Origin of the sequence: Streptococcus sp. UBA4344, from assembly GCF_002393675.1 — a bacterium.
Lineage (GTDB): Bacteria > Bacillota > Bacilli > Lactobacillales > Streptococcaceae > Streptococcus > Streptococcus vicugnae.
The window spans coordinates 17,841-35,937 of the sequence record NZ_DGTE01000009.1 but is presented as its reverse complement, the minus strand read 5'-3'; the positions used below and the strand labels follow the sequence as shown (position 1 = coordinate 35,937).

At 36.7% G+C, this 18,097-nt stretch carries 17 protein-coding genes and 1 other annotated feature; of the genes, 13 read left to right on the top strand and 4 right to left on the bottom strand.

Going from position 1 to position 18,097, the window contains the following annotated elements:
* Nucleotides 1-73 precede the first annotated feature (73 nt).
* From B4D49_RS01840 to mmuM, 6 genes are all read left to right on the top strand, one after another.
* On the top strand, nt 74-913 hold the full coding sequence (locus tag B4D49_RS01840; protein WP_286783020.1) for a thymidylate synthase: 840 nt from the start codon (nt 74-76) through the stop codon (nt 911-913).
* Between the two features lie 82 nt (nt 914-995).
* Nucleotides 996-1,490, top strand: coding sequence for a dihydrofolate reductase (locus B4D49_RS01835; protein ID WP_074481676.1), 495 nt, complete (start codon nt 996-998; stop codon nt 1,488-1,490).
* Nucleotides 1,491-1,718: 228 nt separating this feature from the next.
* Nucleotides 1,719-2,948 (top strand): ATP-dependent Clp protease ATP-binding subunit ClpX, encoded by a 1,230-nt coding sequence (gene clpX / locus B4D49_RS01830; RefSeq protein WP_286783019.1) that lies wholly within the window; start codon nt 1,719-1,721, stop codon nt 2,946-2,948.
* Between the two features lie 10 nt (nt 2,949-2,958).
* Nucleotides 2,959-3,552, top strand: a complete 594-nt coding sequence (gene yihA, locus B4D49_RS01825; protein ID WP_286783018.1) for a ribosome biogenesis GTP-binding protein YihA/YsxC — start codon at nt 2,959-2,961, stop codon at nt 3,550-3,552.
* A gap of 136 nt (nt 3,553-3,688) precedes the next feature.
* A complete protein-coding gene (locus B4D49_RS01820; protein ID WP_286783017.1) occupies nt 3,689-5,065 on the top strand; it encodes an amino acid permease in 1,377 nt (458 codons plus the stop codon).
* Between the two features lie 10 nt (nt 5,066-5,075).
* Entirely contained in the window at nt 5,076-6,020 is a 945-nt protein-coding gene (mmuM, locus tag B4D49_RS01815; protein WP_286783016.1) for a homocysteine S-methyltransferase, read from the top strand.
* A 39-nt stretch (nt 6,021-6,059) separates the two neighbouring features.
* Here the strand turns inward: mmuM and B4D49_RS01810 are convergent, their stop codons facing one another.
* Nucleotides 6,060-6,728 (bottom strand): YoaK family protein, encoded by a 669-nt coding sequence (locus B4D49_RS01810; protein ID WP_286783043.1) that lies wholly within the window; start codon nt 6,726-6,728, stop codon nt 6,060-6,062.
* Nucleotides 6,729-6,945: 217 nt separating this feature from the next.
* A complete protein-coding gene (locus tag B4D49_RS01805; RefSeq protein WP_286783015.1) occupies nt 6,946-9,054 on the bottom strand; it encodes an ATP-dependent Clp protease ATP-binding subunit in 2,109 nt (702 codons plus the stop codon).
* Between the two features lie 402 nt (nt 9,055-9,456).
* Nucleotides 9,457-9,592: a sequence feature (ribosomal protein L10 leader region), on the top strand.
* A 29-nt stretch (nt 9,593-9,621) separates the two neighbouring features.
* Between B4D49_RS01805 and rplJ the strand changes: the two genes are divergently transcribed.
* The 3 genes from rplJ to B4D49_RS01790 all read left to right on the top strand — a co-directional run bounded on the left by rplJ (nt 9,622) and on the right by B4D49_RS01790 (nt 11,013).
* Nucleotides 9,622-10,125 carry a 50S ribosomal protein L10 gene (gene rplJ, locus B4D49_RS01800; RefSeq protein WP_199543770.1) on the top strand — a complete coding sequence of 168 codons (504 nt, stop codon included), beginning with the start codon at nt 9,622-9,624 and terminating at the stop codon, nt 10,123-10,125.
* A gap of 68 nt (nt 10,126-10,193) precedes the next feature.
* Nucleotides 10,194-10,562: a 50S ribosomal protein L7/L12 gene (gene rplL / locus B4D49_RS01795; protein WP_004232036.1), complete on the top strand. Its 369-nt coding sequence runs from the start codon at nt 10,194-10,196 to the stop codon at nt 10,560-10,562.
* A 124-nt stretch (nt 10,563-10,686) separates the two neighbouring features.
* Nucleotides 10,687-11,013, top strand: a complete 327-nt coding sequence (locus B4D49_RS01790; RefSeq protein ID WP_199543772.1) for a hypothetical protein — start codon at nt 10,687-10,689, stop codon at nt 11,011-11,013.
* A gap of 32 nt (nt 11,014-11,045) precedes the next feature.
* Here the strand turns inward: B4D49_RS01790 and B4D49_RS01785 are convergent, their stop codons facing one another.
* Nucleotides 11,046-11,642 carry a TetR/AcrR family transcriptional regulator gene (locus B4D49_RS01785; RefSeq protein ID WP_199543775.1) on the bottom strand — a complete coding sequence of 199 codons (597 nt, stop codon included), beginning with the start codon at nt 11,640-11,642 and terminating at the stop codon, nt 11,046-11,048.
* Nucleotides 11,643-12,120: 478 nt separating this feature from the next.
* Nucleotides 12,121-13,062 carry a polysaccharide deacetylase family protein gene (locus tag B4D49_RS01780; RefSeq protein WP_286783014.1) on the bottom strand — a complete coding sequence of 314 codons (942 nt, stop codon included), beginning with the start codon at nt 13,060-13,062 and terminating at the stop codon, nt 12,121-12,123.
* A 218-nt stretch (nt 13,063-13,280) separates the two neighbouring features.
* Here B4D49_RS01780 and B4D49_RS01775 point away from each other — a divergent pair, with 218 nt between their 5' ends.
* Genes B4D49_RS01775 through pabB form a run of 4 tightly spaced genes read left to right on the top strand, consistent with a single transcriptional unit; the run spans nt 13,281 to nt 18,078 of the window.
* Complete coding sequence (locus B4D49_RS01775; RefSeq protein ID WP_199543777.1) at nt 13,281-14,567, top strand: homoserine dehydrogenase; 1,287 nt, start codon at nt 13,281-13,283, stop codon at nt 14,565-14,567.
* A 45-nt stretch (nt 14,568-14,612) separates the two neighbouring features.
* Nucleotides 14,613-15,479 carry a homoserine kinase gene (gene thrB / locus B4D49_RS01770; protein ID WP_132869322.1) on the top strand — a complete coding sequence of 289 codons (867 nt, stop codon included), beginning with the start codon at nt 14,613-14,615 and terminating at the stop codon, nt 15,477-15,479.
* The gene (gene rarD / locus B4D49_RS01765) at nt 15,466-16,350 is read left to right on the top strand and encodes an EamA family transporter RarD (RefSeq protein WP_132869315.1); all 885 of its coding nucleotides are present in this window, start codon (nt 15,466-15,468) and stop codon (nt 16,348-16,350) included. The genes thrB and rarD overlap by 14 nt, the downstream gene beginning before the upstream one ends.
* Before the next feature lie 12 nt (nt 16,351-16,362).
* Nucleotides 16,363-18,078 carry an aminodeoxychorismate synthase component I gene (gene pabB, locus B4D49_RS01760; protein ID WP_286783013.1) on the top strand — a complete coding sequence of 572 codons (1,716 nt, stop codon included), beginning with the start codon at nt 16,363-16,365 and terminating at the stop codon, nt 18,076-18,078.
* Nucleotides 18,079-18,097: the final 19 nt, after the last annotated feature.

The following is an 18,097-nucleotide window of genomic DNA, read 5'->3' as shown; positions in this document are numbered from 1 at the left end:
TTTTCAACATTTTTGATAAAATAGGAGTAATGAGCCATTTTTTTATGGCTAAAAAAATTTAGAGGTGGATAGCATGACAAAAGCAGATGTTATTTTTAAAGAAAATATCAAGAAAATTATGAATGAAGGGGTATTTTCAGAGAATGCACGTCCTGTTTACCAAAGTGGTGGGCAAGCAAATTCTAAATATGTAACAGGTGCTTTTGCGGAATATGACCTTAGTAAAGGTGAGTTTCCAATTACAACTCTTCGTCCAATTCCGATTAAAAGTGCTATCCGAGAAATCTTTTGGATTTACCAAGATCAAACCAACGATCTCTCAGTCTTAAACGACAAATACAATGTAAAATATTGGAATGACTGGGAAGTTGATGGGACTGGTACAATCGGTGAACGTTATGGTGCAGTTGTTAAAAAACATGATATTATTCGAAAAATTTTAAAACAACTTGAAGAAAATCCATGGAATCGTCGTAATGTTATTTCGCTTTGGGATTATGAGGCATTTGAAAATACAGATGGTCTTTTGCCATGTGCTTTCCAAACCATGTACGATGTTCGTCGTGTTGACGGTGATATTTACCTTGATGCGACATTGACACAACGTTCAAACGATATGTTGGTTTCACACCATATTAATGCCATGCAATATGTCGCCCTTCAAATGATGATTGCAAAACACTTTGGTTGGAAGGTCGGTAAATTCTTCTATTTTGTTAATAATCTACATATTTATGATAACCAGTTTGAACAAGCAGAAGAATTATTACGCCGCGAACCAACAGATTGCAAACCACGTTTGGTCTTGAATGTACCAGATGGAACAGATTTCTTTGATATTAAACCAGAAGATTTTGAATTAGTTGATTACGATCCCGTTAAACCTCAATTGAAATTTGATTTGGCTATTTAATCTTTTTCAGTGGCTTTCGTATCACATTTCAGCAATTTTATAGGAAATCTGATAAAATGAAGGTAATGAATGAGAGGATAATATGACAAAGAAAATCGTTGCTATCTGGGCGGAAGATGAAAATCGCTTAATTGGGGTAAATGATGGTTTGCCTTGGCGTCTCCCAAAAGAATTGAAGCATTTTAAAGAAACAACGATGGGACAAGCTCTTTTGATGGGGCGTGTGACCTTTGACGGCATGAAACGTCGTATTTTGCCAGGTCGTGAAACCTTGATTTTGACTCGTGACAAAACATTTGAAGCAGACGGTGTAACAGTTGTTCATGATATGGATGACGTATTTGAGTGGTTTAAGAACCATGATAAGACACTTTTCGTAGTCGGTGGAGCAAGTATTTATAAGACCTTTTTACCTTACTGTGACGCCATTATTAAAACAACAGTTCATGGTGAATTTGAAGGAGATACTTATTTCCCAGAGGTCGACTTAAAAGACTTTAAAAAGGTTTCTGAGTCATTTAATGAAAAAGATGACAAAAACGCTTACGATTTTACGATTACAGTTTTTGAAAAATAACACAGGGAGAAAGGAATGCAAAGAAGTATTTTCGGTGTATTCACGGCTCTACTAGCAGTTATCTGTTTTTTGTGTGCTCTCCCAGCACTTCGAAAAAAACGCTATGGATTGGCTGCACTTTTGTTTTTGAATGCATTTACTAACGTTGTAAATACCATTCATGCCGTGTATGGTACCTTGTTTTAATTAATATATATATAGAAAGAATAGAGTTAGAGAGAACAAAAAATGGTTGGAAATCGAACAAATGATGTAAAAGTATATTGCTCATTTTGTGGAAAAAGCCAAGAGGAAGTTAAAAAAATTATTGCTGGAAACAATGTTTTTATCTGTAATGAATGTGTGGCTTTATCCCAAGAGATTATTAAAGAGGAGTTAGCAGAAGAAGTTCTTGCAGATTTGGCTGAAGTTCCAAAACCAAAAGAATTATTAGCTACTCTTGATGAATATGTTGTCGGTCAAGAACGCGCAAAACGTGCCCTCGCAGTGGCTGTCTACAACCACTACAAACGTGTTTCTTTTGCCGAAAGTCGTGATGAAGAAGATGTTGAATTGCAAAAATCTAACATCTTATTAATCGGACCAACTGGTTCAGGGAAAACTTTCCTTGCTCAAACATTAGCCAAAAGCTTGAATGTTCCATTTGCGATTGCTGATGCGACATCATTGACAGAGGCTGGTTATGTTGGTGAAGATGTTGAAAACATCCTTTTGAAATTAATTCAGGCAGCTGACTTCAATATTGAACGCGCAGAACGTGGTATTATTTACGTTGATGAAATTGATAAAATTGCCAAAAAAGGTGAGAATGTTTCAATCACTCGTGATGTTTCAGGTGAAGGGGTTCAACAAGCTCTTCTTAAAATTATTGAAGGAACAATTGCAAGTGTTCCACCACAAGGTGGTCGTAAACACCCTAACCAAGAAATGATTCAAATCAATACTAAGAACATTCTTTTCATCGTTGGTGGTGCTTTTGATGGTATCGAAGACATTGTCAAACAACGTCTTGGTGAAAAAGTTATTGGTTTTGGACAAAATAACCGTAAGATTGATGAAGGTGCTTCTTATATGCAAGAAATCATCTCAGAAGATATTCAAAAATTCGGTTTGATTCCAGAATTTATCGGACGTTTACCTGTTGTAGCAGCACTTGAACAATTGACTACAGATGATTTGGTACGTATCTTGACTGAACCTCGTAACGCTTTGGTGAAACAATATCAAACCTTATTGTCTTATGATGGTGTTGAATTGGAATTTGATGAAGATGCCCTTCAAGCTATTGCTAATAAGGCTATCGAACGTAAGACAGGTGCACGTGGACTTCGTTCAATCATTGAAGAAACAATGATGGATATTATGTTTGAAATTCCAAGTCGTGAAGAAGTCACTAAAGTCCGCATCACAAAAGATGCTGTTGAAGGCAAAGATAAACCCATTATAGAGATTGCCTAAGGAGAAGAGAATGACTGAGTATTTAAATACCCATAATGCCTCACTTCTGTTAAGTGCAGCTAATAAAACACATTATCCGCAAGATGATCTGCCAGAGATTGCTTTGGCTGGTCGTTCTAATGTTGGAAAATCTAGTTTTATCAACACGCTGTTAGGACGTAAGAATTTGGCTCGTACTTCTAGTAAGCCTGGTAAAACACAATTATTGAATTTCTACAATATTGATGATAAATTGCGATTTGTCGATGTTCCAGGTTATGGTTACGCTAAAGTATCGAAGGCTGAGCGTGCTAAATGGGGTAAAATGATTGAAGAATACCTTGTTAGCCGTGATAACTTACGTGCGGTTGTTAGTTTGGTTGATTTTCGTCATGACCCAAGTGCTGATGATATTCAGATGTATGAATTTTTGAAGTACTATGAAATTCCAGTTATCGTGGTAGCAACAAAAGCTGATAAAATCCCACGTGGTAAATGGAATAAGCACGAGTCAGCTATTAAGAAAAAATTGAATTTTGATAAATCTGATAAATTTATTGTCTTTTCATCAGTTGACCGTACTGGTTTAGATGAATCATGGGACAGTATTTTGGAAGAATTGTAATAATGAAAGTTTGAATGAAAAATTCAGGCTTTTTTTCATTGTTATAGTTTTTAACTAATGGATTGATAGTTAAACACTATTATCATTTCTTAAAATCTTGTGATATGATAGATATATTACAGATTGAGAGGCGTATATGGAAAATCATAATTTTGAAAATGAAGGCCAATTTCAGCGTAAGATGACGAGCAGGCATTTGTTTATGTTGTCTTTGGGTGGGGTTATTGGGACAGGCTTATTTTTAAGTTCTGGTTACACGATTGCTCAGGCAGGTCCTTTAGGAGCTGTTTTATCTTATCTGGTTGGCGCGGTTGTTGTGTATTTGGTGATGCTATCCTTAGGTGAATTAGCAGTTGCTATGCCAGTTACAGGGTCATTTCATACCTATGCTACAAAATTCATCAGTCCTGGTACTGGATTTACAGTGGCATGGTTATACTGGATTTGTTGGACGGTTGCGCTCGGAACAGAATTCTTAGGAGCGGCAATGCTGATGGGACGATGGTTTCCAGATGTGCCAACTTGGATTTTTGCGACATTTTTCGCCTTGGTTATCTTTGCCATTAATGCACTAAGTGTGCGAAGTTTTGCGGAAGCTGAGTCATTTTTTGCTTCGATTAAAGTTATTGCAATCATCATTTTTATCATCTTAGGACTTGGTGCTATGTTTGGGTTGGTTAGTTTTGATGGGCAACATCAGGCTATTTTATTTACCAATTTAACTGCTAATGGTGCCTTTCCTAAGGGACTTGCTGCGGTAGTTTCAGTAATGTTAGCTGTTAACTATGCTTTTTCTGGGACAGAATTGATTGGGATTGCCGCTGGTGAAACTGATAATCCTAAAGAGGCTGTGCCAAAAGCAATTAAGACAACTATTGGACGCTTAGTGATTTTCTTTGTTTTGACTATTGTTGTCTTGGCTTCGCTTTTACCGATGAAGGAAGCAGGTGTTTCAACTGCACCATTTGTTGATGTTTTTGACAAGATGGGAATTCCTTTTGCAGCTGATTTGATGAATTTTGTCATCTTAACAGCGATTCTGTCAGCTGGCAATTCAGGACTTTATGCATCAAGTCGTATGTTATGGTCACTGGCAAATGAAGGCATGCTTTCTCAGAAAGTTGTCAAAATCAATGAACACGGAGTTCCGATGCGTGCGCTATTGTTATCGATGGTTGGAGCAGTGCTTGCTTTGTTTTCTAGCATTTATGCCGCTGACACGGTTTACCTTGCATTGGTATCAATTGCTGGGTTTGCTGTGGTAGTTGTTTGGTTATCAATTCCATTAGCGCAGATTAATTTCCGAAAACTCTTTTTGGAAAATCATTCTTTGGATGAATTATCGTATAAAACGCCATTTACACCAGTTTTGCCTTACGTTACAATTATTCTATTATTGATTTCTATTGTCGGAATCGCTTGGGATGCTTCACAGCGAGCTGGCTTGTATTTTGGAATTCCGTTTATTGTGTTATGCTATTTGTATCATTATTTACGTTTTAAAAAATGGTAGGAAAGATCTTATGGGAAAATTTAAAGAAATACTAGTGTCAAATGATTATATAATTTTGGATGGGGCGCTAGGTACTGAGTTAGAAAATCGCGGATATGACGTTTCTGGAAAACTATGGTCAGCAAAATACTTACTTGAAAATCCTAAAGTTATCCAAGACTTGCACGAAGATTACTTGCGCGCAGGCGCTGATATTGTAACAACATCAAGTTATCAGGCAACTGTTCAAGGGCTTGAAGATCATGGCTTATCTGAAGTAGAAGCACTTAAGACGATTGCTTTGACAGTCGACTTAGCTAAAAATGCTCGTGATAACTTTTGGCAAAGTTTATCTGATGATGAGAAAGCAAAGCGTCACTATCCCTTGATTGCAGGTGATGTTGGTCCGTATGCTGCTTATTTAGCAGATGGTTCTGAATATACTGGAGATTATCAGTTGTCTAAGGAAGCTTTCAAAGATTTTCATCGTTCACGTATTAAAGCTTTACTCCTGGCTGGTAGTGACTTTTTAGCTATCGAAACAATTCCAAATGTAGTTGAAGCGCAAGCATTGATTGAATTGTTAGCAGATGAATTCCCTGATACGGAAGCTTACATGTCCTTTACGGCACAAGATAGTCAGAAGATTTCCGATGGAACGCCAATGACTGAGGTTGCAAAACTCTGCGACAGCAGCAAACAAATTCTTGCTTTTGGGATTAATTGTAGCCGACCAGCGATTATTTCAGATTTGTTGAAAGCTAGTCGTACAATTTCTCAAAAACCTTTAGTAACTTATCCAAATTCTGGAGAAATCTATGACGGGGCAACACAGACTTGGAAATCATTACCAGACAATTCACATACCTTGTGTGAAAATAGTCAAGTTTGGCACCAACTAGGTGCAAAAGTTGTTGGTGGTTGCTGTCGAACAAGACCTGAAGATATTAAATTATTAGCCACAAAATTGAAATAAAAAGAGGCTGGGACAAAAATGTCCAGTCTCTTTTATTTATTAGATATTTGTTTTTTGAAGACGGTAGCGAATAACTACACTTGTGTAATGATAAATGATAGTAGCTAATATGAGCGATACTATCCAGATAGTTCTTACTTGAATGAAATGGTGGACAATCGCGACAAAAATGGCACCGATGATAAAGCTAACAACAACCAAAGAATAGTTGACTGCTTGACGTTTCATCTTAGCTGTTTTTTCTTCAACCGTTAGATAATTGTGCCATGCTGTGATCATTTTTCGGTAGTTCCCAGAAGTCATCAAAATTGAGTAAGCATGTGATTCAATTTGACTACCAGAGAATGTCAAGGTTAGTAAGCCGGTACCCAATGCCAAAAGGATTACCCATAGCAAACGATTTTCAGGTAATAGTGGCAAAGCGATGGTTACAACTAAAAGCGGTAAAATAGCATAGGCACGCCAAAATGCTGTTTTTGCTTTAGCACGTACACGTAATCCGAACATAAATCCAAGTGAAAAGAACAAAACTGAATAGAAACGGATGAGTGTTTGATGAAGTGAACTATGACCGATATCAGCGATAAGAAAAAGAATATTTCCGGTTTGAGTGGCAACTAGCGTATCAAATTGAATCTGACAATAGACATCTAGGACTCCACCTAAAAATCCGAGTAAGACTGCTTCAAAACGACTGTTCTGAGGCATGTATTCTAAATCATTCACACCATGTCCTTCTTTCTAATAGAGTCAACAGACTTATTGTAACATTTTATATGATAAGGTACTAGGGGATTTTTAGAAAAATCTTGTTAAAACCATATGAGAATATAATATAATAGAAAATAGCCCAACCTAAGGAAATTAGGTTGGGCTATTAGGAGATTAGGAGTGCTTAGAAAAGTTGGAATTGCCACTACATGGCTTATTTTTCGCTGATAACAAGTTCTCCGTCAACCATATCAGCTTTAAGGTGTTTAACATCTGTGTGATCAAGGTAGAAATCAGTGATTTTATCACGAATTTCTTGTTCGATAACACGGCGGAGTGGTCGAACACCCATGGCTTCATCGTAACCTTCTTCGATAAGGTGTTTTTTAGCATCATCGCTAACGACTAGATCAATACCTTTCTTAGCGATAGTCTTGCTGACTTCTGCCAACATCAAGTCAACAATGTCATTCAAATCTTCCTTAGTTAAGTGAGAGAATTCGATAATACCATTGAAACGGTTAAGAAATTCAGGACGGAAGTAAGGGGCGATACGATCCATAATCTTCATGTCTTTATCTTCTTGACCAGTCAAAGCTTCATTACCAAATCCAGCATTTGAAGTAGCAATGATAACAGTGTTTTTGAAGTTAATTGTGTTACCTTGACCATCTGTCAAACGACCATCATCCAAAACTTGAAGCAGAAGTGTGATAACTTGTGGGTCCGCTTTTTCAATTTCGTCAAGAAGGACGATTGAGTAAGGATTACGACGAACACGTTCTGTAAGAGTGTTGTTGTTGTCATCATAACCAACGTAACCAGCAGTAGTACCGATTAATTTTGAAACTGCAGTACGATCTGAGTATTCAGACATATCAAGACGAATGATAGCATCTTTTGAACCAAACATATCAAGAGCTAATTGTTTAGCAAGTTCAGTTTTACCAACACCAGTAGGTCCTACAAAGAGGAAGCTACCAATTGGTCGGTTACCTTCGTCAAAACCAGCACGGTTACGGCGAATAGCACGAGCAACAGCATCTACAGCTTCGTCTTGACCAATGACTTTACCTTTCAAACGACTAGCCAATTCTTTCAAACGTTCGATGTCACTTGCGCCCATGTTTGAAACAGGCACACCAGTTAGACGTTCAACGGATTCAGCAACGTCATTAACGGTAGCAGTAACTTTCTTGTCTTCAGTGTGATTATCGATTTGTTTTTGCAATTCTTCGATACGCACTTTGGCATTAAGAGCTGCTTCGTAATCTTCTTTAGCGGCAGCGGCTTCTTGTTTTTCTTTTTGTTCTGCGATTTCTTTTTCCAAAGATTTCACATCAGTAACAGGATGTTGTGCAGCTAGGTGAGCGGCAGTCATATCGATTAAGTCAATTGCTTTATCTGGTAAACTACGTTGTGGAATGTATTGAATTGAGAAATCAACAGCTGCTTTCAAAACGTTATCAGGAAGAATAACATTGTGGTGTTTTTCGTACAAGTCACGAATACCCATCAAGATGTTAAAGCTGTCTTGAGCAGAAGGAGCGTTAACTTTAACTTCGTTGAAACGACGTGCAAGTGCAGCATTTTTCAAAATGGTATTGCGGTATTCATCTTGTGTAGTTGCACCAATAACAGTCAATTCACCTCGAGAAAGGGCTGGTTTAAGAATATCAGCCAAACCTTTTGAACCAGAGTCGCCACCAGTTGAACCAGCTCCAAGAATTTGATGAATTTCATCAAAGAAGAGGATGATATTACCAGCGTCTTTGACTTCTTTAATCATGTTTTGGATGTTTTCTTCGAAAGCACCACGGTATTGTGTACCAGCTTCAAGGCCTGAAATATCAATTGAGATGATTTCTTTGTTCTTGATAGCAGCAGGCACGTCACCGTTAACAATAGCTTGCGCTAATCCTTCAACGACAGCTGTTTTACCAACACCAGCATCCCCGACTAGAACTGGGTTGTTCTTTGTACGACGAGACAAGATTTCAGCAGTCTCTTGAATTTCTTTATTACGTCCAATAACAGGATCAAGTTCGTTATTACGAGCACGTTCAGTCAAGTTAGTTCCTAATTTTGCCAAGATGCCATCTTCTTTAGGAGCTGAAGCTGGAGTACCTTCTTGGTATTCAGGATTTCCAGGAAGTTTACCTGTTTGACGGTATTGAGCGAACTCTTCAGGAGTCACTTCGCGCCCATTGATAAGGTAGCGTTTGTTTTCTGAATTATAGCCTCCCATGTTTCCCATTAGTTGATTGAAGATATCATCCATGCTTCCAAAAGGATCTCTTCCGTAAAATTGATTGTTTGCCATATGTTATTACCTCTTTTCATTTTTAAGATTATTCCAAATGATATTATTGTACGATTTGGAAGATTGAAGGTAGTTTCTCTTTAGTCTTTACATATCGGAGTAGAGAGGTCGTATTTAAAGAGAACTATCAATTGTTCCTATCAATCACCTTCTGAGGATATAATACACCTTTGGTCAGTAAAAGTCAAAGATTTATGCGCAAAAAATCTGACTTTTTTAATTAGTAAGCGTTTGATATTTTTTATAATGATACTATAGCATGATTGTAAGAGGATGGGTTGAAATAAACAAAAGTATTTTGCTCCTGTTAATTAATAGTAGAAAATCTTAAAAATAAAAAAATTAATAAAAAATAATCAAAAAGTGTTGACACCTTCTAGAATCTAAGTTATAATGATTAAGGTTTTGTAATGAAACTGACCTAAGACAGCAGGGGAGCCGTGCTCGTAATATTCCTGCCGAGGCACAAAACGTAATGATGAAATAACGTATTTGTACTTTCGTGTCTAGGTTTAGGTGCGAATTTTTTTTGTACCTAGCCCAAAAATAATAACGGAGGTAAAACTAATGAGTGAAGCAATTATTGCTAAAAAAGCTGAACAAGTTGATGCTGTTGCTGAAAAAATGAAAGCTGCTGCATCTATCGTTGTTGTTGATTCACGTGGTCTTACAGTTGAACAAGATACAGTTCTTCGTCGTAATCTTCGCGAAAACGGTGTTGAATTTAAAGTTATCAAAAATTCAATCTTGACTCGTGCAGCTGAAAAAGCAGGTCTTGACGGAATGAAAGATCTTTTCGTAGGACCATCTGCAGTAGCATTTTCTAACGAAGATGTTGTTGCACCAGCAAAAATTCTTAGTGACTTTGCTAAAGATGCTGAAGCACTTGAAATCAAAGGTGGGGCAATCGAAGGCGCTGTATCTTCAAAAGAAGAAATCGCTGCTCTTGCATCATTGCCAAACCGCGAAGGACTTCTTTCTATGCTCCTTTCTGTACTTCAAGCGCCAGTTCGCAACGTTGCACTTGCTGTCAAAGCAGTTGCAGACAACAAAGAAGACGACGCTGCTTAATGCGTATGGTAGCCTAAGGCTACAAACAATTATCTAATAAAACATTAATATTTTTGGAGGAATCTACAATGGCATTGAACATTGAAAACATTATTGCTGAAATTAAAGAAGCTTCAATCCTTGAATTGAACGATCTTGTAAAAGCTATCGAAGAAGAATTTGGTGTAACTGCAGCTGCTCCTGTAGCTGTAGCTGCTGCTGGTGCTGCAGACGCTGGTGCTGCTAAAGACTCATTTGACGTTGAATTGACTTCAGCTGGTGACAAAAAAGTTGCTGTTATCAAAGCTGTACGTGAAGTTACAGGTCTTGGTCTTAAAGAAGCTAAAGCTCTTGTTGATGGTGCACCTGCTAACGTTAAAGAAGGCGTTGCTACAGCAGAAGCTGAAGAAATCAAAGCTAAACTTGAAGAAGCTGGAGCTTCAATCACTCTTAAATAATAGAGTAACTACTCAAGTAGCTTAATAAAACAGAACCACTAGTCAATTGACTGGTGGTTTTTTGTTGACAATTGTGAAGTGGAAGACTAAAATTTGAGTAACAGTACTTGCTAGGAGAAGTCAGATGAAGAGATTCTCGTTGTATGTTAGGTTGCTATATGGTGTTATATTTCTAGTAACTATCGCCTTTGTTCTACTTTCACCAGAAGAAGATGCACTTCATTTTAATAGTGGTTTAATGGTTGGTAAAGAAAGTAGGATTAAATTTTTTATTTATCCATTTCTTACTTTTATCCTTGGAGAGGCAGGGATTTTTTGGTCAAAATGGTATCGTAAAAAGACTAATCTGAGAAGTTATCCCATACTTTTAGCAAGTGAAATCAAATTCATTCAGATCATATCATTGATCGTGTTGATTTTCATTTTAGTCATGCTACATCAAGTGTTTTAATATTACTAAAAAAGATAAGAACTCTGAAATTATCAGAGTTCTTGTTTTTCGATTTGTGGATTTAGATCAAAGAATTTAGCTAATTTAATAATGAGTTGTTTAACATCTTGGGTAATTTCTTCAGGTTTCTCAGGATTTTCTTTTTTAAGCCAAGTTCTGAGAATATTATAATAACCTCCAGCGATAAATTCAACTGCATAGTTGATTTTTGCGACATCATCATTATAAGCAAACCAAGGTAAAGTAATACTATCAAATATTTTTCTGGTTCGGCTATCAAATTTTTGAAAGAAAAGATCAAAATGTTGGTGCTTGATTAATATTGATAAGACTTTGCGTTTACGATACCAGAATTCTAGTGAGCCAGCAAGCATTTCATCAAAAATATCAGATTGGGCGAAGTTTTGCCGTTCTTTTAAATACTCATTAATCACTTTTTCAAAATAGTAATTTAAGAGTTCTTGTTTATTGGCAAAGTGACGATAAAAGGTTCTTCTTGAAACTTGGGAGATTTCGAGAATGTCTTTAATTTTGATTTCTTCGAACTTCTTATCTTTCATCAGGCAGATGAGGGCGTAAAACAATCTGTCTTTTGTATTTTTAATTTGTTTAACTTTACCACATACCATAATATAATCCTTTCTTTTTGAGCAAAAATGGGAAATGGATCTGAGTATTAGTTAAGGTTATTATAGCACTCTCTTGTTAAAGTCTGGGAAAAGAACTTAACTCTAAAACGTTTTCTAAAAATGTAAACGTATTAAATGTTGAGGATAGCTCTTTCAATTAGAATGTAAAGACTTATTGAAAAATCATTGGTGATATAGACAGCGTCTTAAAATTGTGTTATGATATGACGAGTCAAAGGGAGAGTAAGTTATGCAGCAAAGTAAGAAATTATTTCCAGTTATGTCATTGGTTTATCTGGTAATTTATTTAGTTGCCATTATTTATAACATTGAGCACCATCAGAAACTTTTTGTCTATCTGTGGTCAGCTTTGTTTTTAGGAAATTTAGCTTATATCATTTATAGTTTAATCAAAATGTTTCGAAAAACAAATCATTAATGAAAAATTGACTAAAAAGAGCCTTACTGAGGCTCTTTTTTATTGGTTGATACTTGCCATAAGGCTATCTGCTGTTGTTTCTGGTAAAATTCGAATGCGATCTAATGATAGTAAACCGTCATTTTTATCAGCAATTCCTTCATTTGTTGTAATACCAAGCTTATAGTTGAGTTCACCAGCGAGTTGAAGAGTGGTATCAGAATAACGTCCTGCAGGATAGGCGATTGTTATGGTATCTTGTGATAAGTTGTTATCAAGGTAGCTTTTGGCATCGGACATTTCTGTTTTTTGAGTATTGTCATCACTAGCAGATAAGTCTGGGTGGGTTGAAGTATGACTTTGGAAAGACATCCCTTGTCCTTTCATTTCAAGCATCTGGTCGAGACTTAAGTTAGCAGAATTTCCGACAGTACTTGTGATAACGTTATTAGTTGCTTTGGCTTTATATTTTTTTAAAATGGGGTAAGCATTGTCATAGAAATCCCATAAACTGTCATCAAAAGTTAACCAAATGATTTTAGGATTTCCGTTTGGAAGAACATTTTCTGTTAGAACTTTATAAGCTTCTTCAGGAGTTAAAAAATAGTATCCTTCGTCAGAAACTCGCTTGATGTGGCTTTCAAAGGTTGTCGGATCTACGATAAGGTTAGCGTTTGAAGCTTCCTCGGGAGCCATGACGTGAATGGCGTGATACATTAGAATTGGAAGAGAAACGTCAGAATCTTGCTGAACCCAGTTAACTTCGCTATTATTGTCATTAGCTTGATTTACTGAAGTTTGCTCGGTAGAAGGAGTGGTTGACGTTTGTTGATCTGATTTTTTTGAGATTTGTTCAGTTTTTTCTGCTGATAGAATCGAATGACTCTCTTTTAGTGTGAAAAAGAGTATGGCGCCAGCTATGATACAGGCTAAAAATAGAATAATATTGACGAGTAAGAGTGATTTTTTACTTTTTTTCTCGTGTTTGTGTCGTTTTTTCATGAAAATCTCCCCTGAAACAAAATCTGTTTCTATTGTACTGTTTTTTTAGTACAAAAGAAAGAATTTACCTTAAATTAGGGAAAGATTTTTAGACTTCGTTATTTTTCTGTAAATTCTGAATAATTTTATGGTATAATGTAGAAAATGTTTTTATTTTAGGAAGTGCTGGTTGTAAAAATCACTTTTCCGTTCGAAAATTACTTACTAAGGAGAATAAAATGTCAATAAAAATTGCTTTGCTCGGTTTTGGTACAGTTGCTAGTGGTGTTCCTTTCCTTTTGAAAGAAAATCATTCAAAAATTACTGAAGCAGCTCACGACACCATTGAAATCGCTAAGGTTCTTGTCAAAGACGATGAAGAAAAAAATCGTTTGTTGGCTGCCGGAAATGATTATAATTTTGTTACAAACGTTGATGAGATTTTAAGTGATGATAGCATTGACATTGTTATTGAATTGATGGGACGTATTGAACCAGCTCGTACTTTTATTACTAAGGCTCTAGAAGCTGGTAAAAATGTTGTTTCTGCAAACAAAGATTTGATTGCTACACATGGTAAAGAATTGATTGCTCTTGCAAAAGACAAGGGTGTAGCTTTCTACTATGAAGCTGCTGTAGCGGGTGGTATTCCAATTCTACGTACTCTTGCTAACTCACTTACTTCAGATAAAGTGACTCGTATTTTGGGAGTTCTTAACGGAACATCTAACTTTATGATGACTAAAATGGTTGATGAAGGTTGGACTTACGAAGATGCGCTTAAAACAGCTCAAGAGCTTGGTTATGCTGAAAGTGACCCAACAAATGACGTCGAAGGTATCGATGCTGCCTATAAAGCTGTCATTTTAAGTCAATTTGGTTTTGGAATGACGATTGATTTTGATGATGTCGCGCATAAGGGAATCACAACGATCACACCAGATGACGTTGCTGTCGCTCAAGAACTTGGCTATGTCATCAAATTGGTCGGAGATGTGCGTGAAGTTGAATCAGGTATCTCAGCAGAAGTTTCACCAACTTTCTTGCCAAAAGCACATCCGCTTGCTAGTGTCAACGATGTTATGAATGCTGTCTTTGTGGAGTCAATTGGTATCGGGGAATCAATGTATTATGGACCTGGTGCTGGTCAAAAACCAACAGCAACGTCTGTAACTGCTGATATTATCCGTATCTGTCGTCGTATTAAAGACGGTAATGTTGGGAAACCATTTAACGAATTTGTTCGTGAAACAACATTGGCAAATCCTGCAGATGTGAAGAGCCATTATTACTTTGCGATTAATACCCCTGATAAAAAAGGTCAATTGCTTCGTTTGGCTGAAATCTTCAATTCAGAAAATATTTCATTTGAACAAGTGCTTCAACAAAAAGCAAACGGAACTCGCGCTCGTGTTGTTATCATCACTCATTCAATGAGTAAGACACAATTGGCTGCCGTTACTGAGAAATTGGAAGCTGAAGAAGATTTCAAAGTGTTGAACACACTTAAAGTATTAGGTGAATAAGCAGTTAAAAAGTGAAAGGAAGCTCGTTTGAGCATTAATAGTGATATGAAAATTACAGTACCAGCAACCTCTGCTAATGTTGGACCAGGTTTTGACTCTGTCGGTGTTGCGGTTTCTAAGTACTTGACTATCGAGGTTTTAGAGCCTGCTGACCATTGGGAAGTTTTGCATGATTTAGGTGATGTTCCAAGTGATGGTACAAATCTTTTGATTACAACAGCTTTGCAAGTGAAATCTGATTTAAAACCTCATCGTATAAAGATGGTATCTGATATTCCTTTAGCTCGTGGTTTGGGATCATCCTCATCTGTTATTGTTGCAGGAATTGAGTTAGCCAATCAATTGGCTGGCTTGAACCTGTCTGATGATGAAAAATTGACACTTGCAACTAAAATTGAAGGGCATCCAGATAACGTAGCGCCAGCTATTTTTGGTAATCTAGTGGTGTCATCATACGTTGACGGAAAAGTAAATAGCACAGTGGCTACTTTCCCAGAAGCATCATTTGTTGCTTTTATCCCAAACTATGAATTAAAAACAAGCGATAGCCGTAATGTTTTACCTGTTCAATTTTCTTACAAAGAAGCAGTAGCAGCCTCTTCAATTGCTAATGTTGCTATTGCGGCGCTTTTGACAGGTGATTTGGAAAAAGCTGGGAAAGCTATTGAAGCAGATCTTTTCCATGAACGTTTCCGTCAAAAATTAGTTAAAGAATTTGCTCAGATTAAAGAAAAAGCGCATCAAGTTGGAGCTTATGCAACATATCTTTCAGGAGCCGGACCAACTGTTATGGTGTTAGCACCAAAAAATCAAGAAAGCAATGTTTTAAAGGCTATTCAATCACTTCATTTAAATGGTGAAGTTGTTGCTTTACATGTAGATACTAAAGGAGTATTTGTTGAAAAAGACTAATTTAGGTTTTCTACTTGGTTTAGTAACCTACATTTTGTGGGGATTTTTATCTCTTTATTGGAAATTACTTTCAGGTGTTAGTTCATATAACACCTTTTCTTATCGTATCATTTTTACGGTGCTTACCATGCTAGTTTACATGGTTCTATCACGTAATCAGAGACGTTACCAGATTGAAATTCGGGAATTAGTATCTGATAAAAAGAAGCTATTTATGATGGTTTTAGCTAGCTTTTTGATTGCCATTAACTGGCTCACCTATATTTATGCGGTAGCTCATGGCCAGGCGACACAAGCAAGTTTTGGATATTACATTATGCCTCTTGTTTCAATTCTGCTTGCTCTTATTTTCTTACATGAGCGTTTGAGCCCATGGATGAGCTTAGCTATTATCATTGCTGGAATTGGTGTTGGTGTTTTAGCTGTTGATACTGGTCAAATCCCGCTTATATCAGTTCTTCTAGCGTTATCTTTTGGCTTATATGGATTGGTCAAGAAAAATGTTCGTCTTTCAAGTGATGTAGCAATGTTGGTTGAAAGTAGTTTAGTTGCTCCGTTTGTTTTGGTCTATTTGCTAGCTTTTAGTAAAGAAAGTATGCTAGATTACTCGTGCTTTGAAAACATCTTACTAATACTTTCTGGCGTGGTAACAGCTGTTCCTTTGCTGTTATTTGCCGAAGCTGTTAAACGGGCACCGTTAAACATTATTGGGTTCATTCAATACATTAATCCAACCATTCAATTGATTATTGCAGTTCTCATTTTTAAGGAGACAGTAGCTTCAGGACAGCTCAAAGGTTTTGTCTTTATCTGGATAGCCATTGTTGTTTTTGTTCTTGGACAATTAATTGTCATGCGAAAAAATAAGTAGTTTGGAGCTAATATGCACAAAAAGACTGTTGTTGATTTTAAGGAACTAAGTCAGCGTTTGATTTTCGAGAAACCTTTAGCAGAGCTAGCAACAAAATCAGTAGCTGATGTTAAGAAAATCTTAAAAGCAGTAGAAGATTATCAAAAACAAGGTTACTATGTTGTTGGTTATCTAAGTTATGAGGCTGGAAAAGCCTTTGATGAAAAGTTTACACTCAAATCGCAGCCTCTTTCTGGTGAGTATCTTGCTTATTTTACGGTCCATCAGGCTGCCAAAAAAGAAGCTTTTCCCAATCAATCACAGAAATCCGTCTTTTTGCCAAAACATTGGCAGTCAAAAACAAGTAAGGAAACTTATGAAAAAGCAATTCAAAGGATTAAAGAAGAAATCAGGCAGGGAAATACCTATCAAGTAAACTATACTTTGCAATTAACGAGTCAATTAGAGGGTGATGCTTTTGAGTTATATAATCATTTAGTGGTTGAACAAGAAGCAGCTTATAATTGTTATATTGAACACGATGATTTTGCCATTTTGTCTGTTAGTCCTGAGTTATTTTTTAAGAAAAAGGGTCAACAGTTAGTGACACGTCCGATGAAAGGAACAGTTGCCCGTGGCAACACTGACAAGCAAGACTTGGCTAACAAAGAATGGCTAGCACATGATAGTAAAAATCGTGCTGAAAACATGATGATTGTTGATTTGTTACGCAATGATATGGGACGTATTTCAGAAATTGGTAGTGTTCAGGTTACCAAACTTTGTGATGTTGAGCAATATTCAACAGTTTGGCAAATGACCTCAACTATAGAAAGCCAGTTACAGACCGATAAAACTCTCTTAGATGTTTTTTCTGCTCTTTTTCCTTGTGGTTCAATCACAGGCGCTCCGAAAATTGCTACCATGTCGATTATCAACCAGCTAGAGCCCCATCCTCGTGGTGTTTACTGTGGAGCAATCGGAATTTGTCTACCCAATGATGATGCTATTTTCAACGTTGGCATTCGAACAATTCAAAAACAAGGTAACCATGCGATTTATGGTGCTGGTGGCGGCATTACTTGGGGTAGTAATTGGGAAGATGAATTTAAAGAAACATGTGACAAATCGGCTGTTTTATATCGTAATCAACCTAAATTTGAACTAATTACTACTGCAAAAGTATCTGCTAAACAAGTCATTTATTTAGAGGAGCATATCAAGCGTTTGAAAGAGTCGGCAAGGTATTTTGCTTACCCATTTTCAGAAAAGATATTTTATGCCAACTTGTCAAGTCAGCTTAAAAACCTAGATGATTGTGATTATCGTATGAGACTGTCGCTGAATCGTAAGGGAATATTTAAGTTTGAAACTGTGAAACTTCAAGCACTGTCACAATCATATTTGCAAGCTAGGCTTGTTAAGCGTAATGAGTCGATTGAAACGCCATTTACCTATTTTAAGACGTCTTATCGTCCTCATCTTCCAAGTAGTGAAAATGAGAGTATTTATATTTCAGAAAATGGTTATCTTCAAGAGACAAGTATTGGCAATCTAATTTTAGAAATAGACGGTAAATGGTACACACCACCAGTTGACGTTGGTATTTTAAATGGTATTTGTCGTCAACGTCTTATAAAAGAAGGACGTGTTGTTGAGCGTTATTTGACAGAAGCTGATTTAGCAAGAGCCAGTCATCTATATGCTTGTAACAGTGTTCGTGGTGTTTATGAAATTACTGTCATTTAAATAGCAAGTAGCTCTGTCT